The sequence below is a fragment of the Streptomyces sp. 549 genome (assembly GCF_030124175.1).
Taxonomy (GTDB): domain Bacteria; phylum Actinomycetota; class Actinomycetes; order Streptomycetales; family Streptomycetaceae; genus Streptomyces.
Map to the genome: position 1 here is coordinate 307,594 of NZ_JASKMT010000005.1, position 6,727 is coordinate 314,320.

Sequence of the window (6,727 nt, forward strand, 5' to 3'; positions counted from 1 at the left end):
GGTCAGCTCCCGCCGAGCCGGAAGAGGGAGGTGGCGGTCCGCAGCATGATCCGCACGTCCTGCCACAGCGACCAGGTGTCGATGTAGTGGTTGTCGAAGCGGGCGCGCTCCTCGATCGAGGTGTCGCCGCGCAGGCCGTTGACCTGGGCCAGCCCCGTGATGCCGACGGGCATCCTGTGGCGGGCCGCGTAGCCCGCGTGCGTCTGGCTGAACTTGCGGACGAAGTAGGGGCGTTCGGGTCGGGGTCCGACCATGCTCATGTCGCCGCGCAGCACGTTCCACAGCTGCGGCAGCTCGTCGAGCGAGGAGCGCCGCAGCAGCCGTCCGACCGGGCTCATCCGGTTGTCCTGCGCGACGCTCCACAGCGTCGCCGACTCGAAGGCGTCGGCGGGGCGCAGGGTGCGGAACTTCAGCAGGGTGAAGGGGAGCCCGTCGCGGCCGATGCGTTCCTGCCGGAAGATGACGCCGGGCCCGTCCGCGAGGCGTACGGTCGCGGCGCACAGCAGCAGCAGCGGGGAGAGCAGGACCAGGGCCGCGGCCGAGGCGGTGAGGTCCAGCGCGCGCTTGGCGGCGCCGCCGACGCCGGGCCGGCGGGGTGCTTCGACGCGGCGGCAGCTGTGCCCCCACAGCTGGCCGGCGTCAGTGGTGCGCGGCGGCAGGGTGCCGGGGTCGGCGCCGACGAGCCAGACGGTGCAGCCGCGTTCGGTGAGGAGGCGGACGAGCATGGCCGCGCGGGCCTCTTCGTGCGGGGTGTGGGCGAACACCGCGTCGGTGACGGAGTTCTGGATGACCGCGCGGGTGATGTCCTCGGCGGAGGAGAGCACCGGCAGTGGCGGTTCGGCGGTACCGGTCTCGTCCTCGCCGCCGCAGGTGACCAGCCCGACCGGCCGCATGCCGTACTCGGGGTGTTCGTAGAGCGTGGTGGTCACGCCGCCGCGGGCGCCGGGCGGGCCGACGACCAGCGTGGAGCGCGGGTGGCGGCGGCCCGCCGCGCGGGCGGCGAGGTGGACCGCGGAACGGCCGGCGGCGGCGAGCAGCACATGGGCGGTGACGGCGGTGGCGAGCGCGGCCCAGCCGAGCGCGTCGCCCGGCCGGGTGGCGGCCAGGACGGCGGCGGCCACGCACCAGGCGATGAGGACGCGGCCGAACAGCGCGGGCAGTTCCGCGAAGGCCGAGGGGGACAGCACCGGGCGGTAGAGGCCGCCGCGGGCGTTGAGCCAGACCGCCAGTGCGAGCGCCGGAGCGCACACCAGCACGGCCTGCCCGGCGGTCGCCGGGGCTGCCGCGGCGGCACCCGCGGCGATGGCCGCGAGGCTGTCCGCGCTGACGATCGCGGCGGCGCCGGGGCGGCGGCGGGGGGTGAGGCGGCCGGGTTGCGCGGCGGTGCGGCCGGCGGACCGGGGCGGCGGAAAGACCGACGGTGCGGGCTGTTCCGAGGTGCCCGGCCGGGACATGAGCCGGCCGGAGTTGTGCGCGTCTGCGCTCTCCGTCGTCATCGCCTGATGTGCTCCCTGCGCTCCTGGTGCGGCAGGACGAGCAGTTCCCGGTAGAGGTCGGAAACGGCGGTCGCCGTGTGCCGCACGTCGTGGTTCGTCCTTACGTGGTGCCGGCCCAGCCGGCCGAGCCTGTCGCGCAGTGGTGCGTCCCGCAGCAGGCGGTTCAGCGCCGAGGCGAGTGCCGCCGGGTCGCCGGGCGGCACCACGCAGTCGGGCGCGGCGCCGGGCGGCAGACTCTGACGAGCGCCGCCGACGTCGCTGACGACGACGGGCCGCCCGCAGGCCATGGCCTCCAGGGGCGCCAGTGCCATGCCCTCCCAACGCGAGGGCAGGACCACCAGGTCGGCGGCCCGGTACCAGGGCACCGGGTCGTCGGTGGACCCGGCGAACCGCACGCCGGCGGGGGCCGAGGCGCGCAGGAGGTCGTGGTCGGGGCCGTCGCCCACCAGGACGAGGCGGGCGCCCGGGGTGCGGGCCGTGACCTCGGGCCAGGCACGCAGCAGCACGTCCTGGCCCTTCTGGGGGCACAGCCGCGCCACGCAGACGACGAGGGGGGAGCCGAGGCCGGCCGGGGCCGAGGAGTCCGCCGGGGCTGCCGGGTCCGACAGGTCCGCCGGGACTGCCGGGACTGCCGGGTCACTGCCGGGGGCGGGCGGCCGGGGCCCGGGGGTGCCACCGGTGGCGGGGCTGAAGCGGGTCAGGTCCACGCCGTTGCCGATGACGCTCCAGGGGGCGGCCACCCGGGCGGCCCGGCCCCGGGCGCGCTCGTCCTCGCTGACGCAGAGCAGGCGCGTGGTCCAGCGGGTGGCGAACCGCTCCCAGTGCAGGGCCGCCCGGGCGGCCGCGCCGCCGACCGCCTCGAACGACCAGGCGTGGGGCTGGTGCACGGTCGGGACCCGGCCGCGTACCGCCAGGCGGCCGGCGAGACCGGCCTTGGCGCTGTGGGTGTGCACCACGTCGGGCCGGAGCTGCCGGATCAGCCGTGCCGCCGCGCGGGTCTCGGCTGCCAGGCCGGGGCCGGGCTGCCGGCCGGCCGGCCACGGGTGCACCTCGGCGCCGGCGGCCCGGGCCTCGACGGGCAGGGTGCCGCCCGGCGGGCAGGCCACGACGGCGCGGATGCCGTCCGCGGTCTGGGCCCGGACGAGGTCGGCGACCACCCGGGCCACACCGCCCTCGACCGGCTGGGTGAGGTGCAGCACCGTCAGCGCAGCTGCCTGATGAGTGTGTTGCGGCACGCGCAGTTCTCTCCCGTACACGCGGATCTGGTGGATGTGCTGGCCGGCTTCTCCGGGGCGCCTCAGCGGCGGGCGTCGACCTGCAGGAAGAGGACTCCCGCGTGGTAGCCGTCGGCGCCGCTGCCGAACCGGAAGGTGAGGCGGTCCCCGCCCTGCTTCAGTGCGGGCTTGATGTCGAACACGTCGGCGTCATAGCCGAGCGTGTTCATATAAGCAGGTTTGCGGTTTCGAGCATGACGACCGTACTCGGAGATCGTTGAATTCATCACGTCATCGGCCGCATTGGCGGTGTCGTACAGTCGTACGGCCTTTCGCCCGTCCGCGCGTACGCTCAGCGTGTCGCCCTTCTTCCCGCGGTCGCCGTTGTACGCCACGAATCCGGCGCTGCCCGCGGCGCCCGCCGGAATTCCCGGCGCGTCGAGGGTGACGGAGAGGTTCCGGCGATTGGCGTGCAGTGTCTGGAAACCGTCCCAGACGGCCAGCCGGCGCAGCGGCTCGCGGGGGTTCTCGTAGGCGGCGACGAGCGTCCAGCCGCCCCAGGCCCCCGCCGCCGAGTGGCCCATCGCGACGTTCACCTGAGCCACCGTCCAGTACCCCGGAGCGCTGTCCCGTACCAGCTCGGTCACGTCGGCGGACGCCTGGAAGGCGTCGTCCGTGGTGCTGGTGCGGTGCCCGATCACCCTGTCGGCGAGCACCTCCTTGTACTGGCCGCCGGGTTCGGCGAGCAGTACCCGGCCGTTGTCCGCGGGCGGCTTCTGCTCACCCACCCGCAGGTTGCCGCCCCAGTACAGCCGGGCCCAACTCACCCTGGAGCCTTTGGGAACACGCAGTTCCGCCTGGCTGGAGTTGTAGGTCAGCGGGTCGTCGTCCACATCGATGTAGAACATCTCGTAGTCCCCGTTGACCCCCGCGCCGCGACGCGCGTCGGGGCAGGTGCGCGCCCCCCGGGTGACCGTTGTCCGGCAGGTGATCGAGGAGTTGGCGGCCCGCACGATGCCGCCGTGCTGCACCGCCCGGTAGCGCTCCTCGAACGGAACCTGCGCGGAGACCGCAGCCTTCGGCGCAGCCGCCGCCGGCAGTACCGCCGATGCGGTGACGACCGTGAGCGCGCACAACGCGGCTCGTCCGGCAAGACCCCTGGGCATTCGCATGACTCGCTCTCCGATTTCTTTCAGCCAAGCAGGAGAGCACCTTGACAGAAAGCCAGTTGGAGATCACGCGAGACGCGCAGAACACACCGAATGGTGGCACCGACCGTGCCTGAACCCGCCCCACGTCGTTCTCCCCACGGCAATGTTATTCGGCATGGGGGCATTCGGCGCAGCCGATTGAACCTTCGAGTGACAGGGCGTATCCCTGAACCATTCCGCTCGTTGTAGGGATCGGTTCATCCACCCTGTGAAAGGAGATTGATGATGAAGCGCATCATCAAGGCCACCACGATGGCCGCCGCCGGTTGTGCTCTGATGGTCGGCGGTGCCGGTAGCGCCATGGCGCACGGGGGTGGCGCCTCCGCGGACGGCGTCGCGGCGCACTCGCCGGGCGTGCTCAGCGGCAACCTGGTCCAGGTTCCGGTGTCCGTGCCGATCAACCTGTGCGGCAACACCGTGAACGTGATCGCGGCGCTCAACCCGACCTTCGGCAACACCTGCATCAACAAGTGACCTGACCGGTTCCCCCGGTCGACCGCGGTCATCCCGCGGTGAAGTCCCACCACGACGGCCCCGGACAGCAGTGTCCGCGGGCCGTCACGGTCATTCCCGCTTCTTCGCCCGGCTGGGCTGCACCCGCAGCGGCTCCCCCGCCATCTTCGGGTGGTCCGGCGGATAGGGCAGGTCTCCCAGCCCCCGGCCCCGTGCGTCCCGATCGGCCAACTCCAGTACCGCCTCAAGCCGGTAGGTGTGTTGCGCGAGGTCCGCGTGCACGTCGCCGTCCGCGGCCCAGCGGTCCCGCATGGTGGCGAGGTCGAAGTCCTCAGGCCGGGCGTCCGGCAGCTCCTCCCAGCGCAGCGGCGCGGAGACCTGGGCCCGCGGGTTGGGCCGCACCGAGTACGCCGACGCCACCGTGCGGTCCCTGGCCGTCTGGTTGTAGTCCACGAAGATCCGCGGGCCGCGCTCCTCCTTCCACCATGCGGTCGTCACCCGGTCCGGCGCGCGGCGTTCCAGCTCGCGGCCGAGCGCGATGGCCGCCCGCCGCACGTCCACGAAGGGCCACCGGGGTTCCAGCGGCACCAGCACGTGCAGCCCGCGGCCGCCGGACGTCTTGGGCCAGCCCCGCAGGCCCAGTTCACCCAGCAGGGTGTGCAGCTCCTCCGCCACCCGGCGGGCGTCCGCGAAGTCCGTTCCGGGCTGCGGGTCGAGGTCGATGCGCAGCTCGTCGGGATGGTCGGGCGTCTGCCTGCGCACCGGCCAGGGGTGGAAGGTCAGGCAGCCCAGGTTCGCCGCCCACACCACCGCCGCCACCTCGGTGGGGCAGATCTCGTCAGCGTGGCGCCCGCTGGGGAAACTGATGCGTGCGGTGGGGATCCAGTCCGGCAGGTTCTTCGGTGCGCGCTTCTGGAAGAAGGACTCCCCCGTCACCCCGTCGGGGTAGCGCTCCAGTGTGGTCGGCCGGTCCCGCAGGGCGCGCAGCACGCCGTCGCCGACCGTCCGGTAGTACTCGGCCACGTCCAGCTTGGTGAAGCCCCGCTCCGGGAAGTAGACCTTCTCCGGGTGGGACACCCGCACCGTGCGCCCGCCGACGTCCAGCTCCACCGCGTCCTTCATGCCCTCCACGCTAGGACGGGCGGACGTCGGGCGCTCGGCAGGCGTTCCGCCCGCACCCGACGGCCGCCGCGGGCCCCGGCAGGCGGACGGGCCGGTCCCGGCGCAGAATCGCCCCATGGACCTTCCGGTGATGCCTCCGGTGAAACCCATGCTGGCCAGGGCGGTGACACGCATCCCGCCCGGCATGCACTACGAGGCCAAGTGGGACGGCTACCGGGCGCTGGTCTTCCGGGACGGCGGCGAGCTGGAGATCGGCAGCCGCTCCACGAACACACTCACCCGCTACTTCCCCGAGCTGGTGGCCGCGCTGCTGGACCGGCTGCCGCCGCGGTGCGTGGTGGACGGCGAGATCGTGGTGGCGACCGGCGGGCGGCTGGACTTCGACGCACTCCAGGCCCGTGTCCACCCCGCCGCGTCCCGGGTGCGGATGCTGGCGCGGACCACGCCGGCCGGCTTCGTCGCCTTCGACCTGCTGGCTCTGGACAACACCTCCCTGCTGGACGCGCCCCTGCGGGAGCGGCGGGAACTGCTGGTGGCGGCGCTGCGCGACTCCCGCGACCCGGTGTTCACCGCCCCGGCCACCACGGACGCCGCCGTCGCTGAGCAGTGGTTCAGCCAGTACGAGGGCGCCGGCCTCGACGGGGTGATGGCGAAGGACCTGGACCTGCCCTACCGGCCCGACCAGCGGCTGATGCTGAAGATCAAGCACGAGCGGACCGCCGACTGCGTGGTGGCCGGTGTCCGGCCGCACAAGAGCGGGCCGGTGGTCGGTTCGCTGCTGCTGGGCCTGTACGACTCCGCCGGCCGGTTGCAGCACGTCGGCGCCTGCGCCTCCTTCCCGATGCGGCGGCGGGCCGAGCTGATGGCCGAACTGGCGCCGCTGCGTGTCGGTGGCGACGAGGACCACCCCTGGTCCGGCTGGCGCAACGAGGACGCACACGCCGAGCAGCGGCTGCCGGGCACGCCGAGCCGCTGGAGCGGCACCAAGGACATGTCCTGGCTGCCGCTGCGGCCGGAGCGGGTGTGCGAGGTGGCGTACGACCACATGCAGGGCGACCGGTTCCGCCACACCGCCCGGTTCCGGCACTGGCGCCCCGACCGCACCCCGCAGTCGTGCACCTACGCCCAACTGGAGGAACCTGTGGGGTACGACTTGGCGGAGGTGCTGGGTGTGGGGGGTGGGGGGTGAGCCGCGTGGCATCTGGCCGCCGGAGTGCCCAGCTGGACCTTC

General features: G+C 73.5%; 6 protein-coding genes. 2 read left to right on the top strand and 4 right to left on the bottom strand.

All coding sequences use genetic code 11. The features are described from left to right. Positions 1 to 2 precede the first annotated feature (2 nt). From QNO07_RS09100 to QNO07_RS09110, 3 genes are all read right to left on the bottom strand, one after another. The gene (locus tag QNO07_RS09100; RefSeq protein WP_283991181.1) at positions 3 to 1,496 is read right to left on the bottom strand and encodes an exopolysaccharide biosynthesis polyprenyl glycosylphosphotransferase; all 1,494 of its coding nucleotides are present in this window, start codon (positions 1,494 to 1,496) and stop codon (positions 3 to 5) included. Next, on the bottom strand, positions 1,493 to 2,731 hold the full coding sequence (locus tag QNO07_RS09105) for a glycosyltransferase (protein ID WP_283991182.1): 1,239 nt from the start codon (positions 2,729 to 2,731) through the stop codon (positions 1,493 to 1,495). Before QNO07_RS09105 ends, QNO07_RS09100 begins: the two co-directional genes overlap by 4 nt. 62 nt (positions 2,732 to 2,793) lie before the next feature. Then, positions 2,794 to 3,882: a DUF3344 domain-containing protein gene (locus QNO07_RS09110; protein ID WP_283991183.1), complete on the bottom strand. Its 1,089-nt coding sequence runs from the start codon at positions 3,880 to 3,882 to the stop codon at positions 2,794 to 2,796. 264 nt (positions 3,883 to 4,146) lie between these two features. Between QNO07_RS09110 and QNO07_RS09115 the strand changes: the two genes are divergently transcribed. After that, positions 4,147 to 4,395 (top strand): chaplin, encoded by a 249-nt coding sequence (locus QNO07_RS09115; RefSeq protein WP_283991209.1) that lies wholly within the window; start codon positions 4,147 to 4,149, stop codon positions 4,393 to 4,395. A gap of 90 nt (positions 4,396 to 4,485) precedes the next feature. On the opposite strand, the gene ligD is transcribed toward QNO07_RS09115, so the two are convergent. After that, positions 4,486 to 5,496: a non-homologous end-joining DNA ligase gene (gene ligD / locus QNO07_RS09120; RefSeq protein WP_283991184.1), complete on the bottom strand. Its 1,011-nt coding sequence runs from the start codon at positions 5,494 to 5,496 to the stop codon at positions 4,486 to 4,488. A 115-nt stretch (positions 5,497 to 5,611) separates the two neighbouring features. Between ligD and QNO07_RS09125 the strand changes: the two genes are divergently transcribed. Then, positions 5,612 to 6,685, top strand: coding sequence for an ATP-dependent DNA ligase (locus QNO07_RS09125; RefSeq protein WP_283991185.1), 1,074 nt, complete (start codon positions 5,612 to 5,614; stop codon positions 6,683 to 6,685). Positions 6,686 to 6,727: the final 42 nt, after the last annotated feature.

What these genes read in the sequence shown, in the direction of transcription:
- QNO07_RS09125 (WP_283991185.1), top strand. Translation starts at nt 5,612, where the DNA reads ATGGACCTTCCGGTGATGCCTCCGGTGAAACCCATGCTGGCCAGGGCG.
- ligD (WP_283991184.1), bottom strand. Translation starts at nt 5,496, where the DNA reads ATGAAGGACGCGGTGGAGCTGGACGTCGGCGGGCGCACGGTGCGGGTG.
- QNO07_RS09100 (WP_283991181.1), bottom strand. Translation starts at nt 1,496, where the DNA reads ATGACGACGGAGAGCGCAGACGCGCACAACTCCGGCCGGCTCATGTCC.
- QNO07_RS09110 (WP_283991183.1), bottom strand. Translation starts at nt 3,882, where the DNA reads ATGCGAATGCCCAGGGGTCTTGCCGGACGAGCCGCGTTGTGCGCGCTC.
- QNO07_RS09115 (WP_283991209.1), top strand. Translation starts at nt 4,147, where the DNA reads ATGAAGCGCATCATCAAGGCCACCACGATGGCCGCCGCCGGTTGTGCT.